General features: G+C 75.1%; 2 protein-coding genes. Both read right to left on the bottom strand.

The window, feature by feature from the left end; translation table 11 throughout:
- Positions 1–719: MFS transporter (locus tag G9H71_RS22715; RefSeq protein ID WP_166285008.1), on the bottom strand; the 719-nt coding region annotated here is incomplete at its 3' end.
- Positions 720–794: 75 nt separating this feature from the next.
- A partial coding sequence (locus G9H71_RS22710) for a TetR/AcrR family transcriptional regulator (protein WP_166285007.1) occupies positions 795–1,304 on the bottom strand: 510 nt, incomplete at its 5' end.

Raw genomic sequence — 1,304 nt, 5'->3', positions numbered from 1 at the left:
CGCGACAGCCACGCCCAGGCGAAGTCGGGGTGGCGCCGCGGGCTGGTCCAGAACGCGAGCGCGACGTCGCGCAGGCGCAGCGCTGGCAGCGGCTCGGGGCCGAGCCGGCGGTCCGGCAACGCCCAGGCGAGCCACGCCGCGGTGGCCAGGCACACGGCGGCCGGCGCGACCAGGGCGAGCGCGACGTCGGGAAGCGCGAGCTTCACGAGGTACGCCCCGGCCACGGTGGCGACCGGGGCCGCGAGCCCCACCACCCCGGCCGCGGCGCCGCGCGCGGCCACCGGGAACTGCTCGGCCAGCAGCGGGTTGAGGGCGGCGAGGGTCAGGTTGAGGGCGAGCTGGGTGCACGCCCAGCCGGCGACCAGACCGGGCACCGTCGACGCGGCGGACAGCGCCCACAGGCTGAGCGCGCCCAGCACTGCCCCACCGAGGATCCACGGCCGGCGCATCCCGAGCCGGCTGCGGGTGCGGTCGCTCAGCATCCCGGCGACGTTCTGCGCCACGAGCGCGACAGCCGCGCCGACACCCAGGACGAGGGAGAGGCTGCGCGCCGGGCCTTCAGGGTCGATCTGCTCCACCCGCAGCGCGAGGGTGACGGTGACGGCGGGCAGCAGGGCGAGGTAGGCCCCGAAGGTGGCCGCGGCCAGCGGAAGGGTGAGCCGAGGTGCCGGAGCGGAAGTGGCCGGCGCGGGCGCGGCCTGCCGGCGCTGGAGGGGCACGGCGGAAGTATCGCGAGCAGGGGCGTACACAGGAAGGACGTGCAGTTCAGCGAACTGCGATTCTGGCGTCGAGTGCTAGCCCCGGCCGTCCGCCAGCCCCGGCGCCAGGACGGCGAGGAAGTCATCCATCCGGGCGGCGATGTCGACGCGCTCCGGGTCGAGCAGCCACTGGAGCCGCAGCCCGTCGAGCATGGCGATGAGCAGCGTCGCCGCGGACTCGGCCGAGAGCCCGCCGGGCAGCGGGTCGCCCAGCTCACGGGCGAGCTCGGTGCTGAAGAGCGAGCGCAGACCGGCGTAGCGCTCGACGAAGAAGTCGTGGGCCGGGTGCCCGTCGGTGACGCTGTCGGCCGAGAGCACCATCATGCTCTGCGGGATCCCGGGCTTCGCCTTCATCATCTCGACGACCGTGCGCAGATGGGCGGCGAAGCCGTCGGGCGTCTGGCCTTCACGGACGGTGGCGAACTCGCGCTGGCGGGCACGGAGCACCTCGAGGAGGAGTGCTTCCTTCGTGCCGAAGTGGTGCAGCACGCCCTGGGCCGTGATGCCGCCGACGCGCGCGGCGATCGCCGCCAGCGAGGTCCCGCG

The sequence above is a fragment of the Motilibacter deserti genome (genome assembly GCF_011250635.1).
Lineage (GTDB): Bacteria > Actinomycetota > Actinomycetes > Motilibacterales > Motilibacteraceae > Motilibacter_A > Motilibacter_A deserti.
This window is presented reverse-complemented; position numbering and strand designations above follow the sequence as displayed.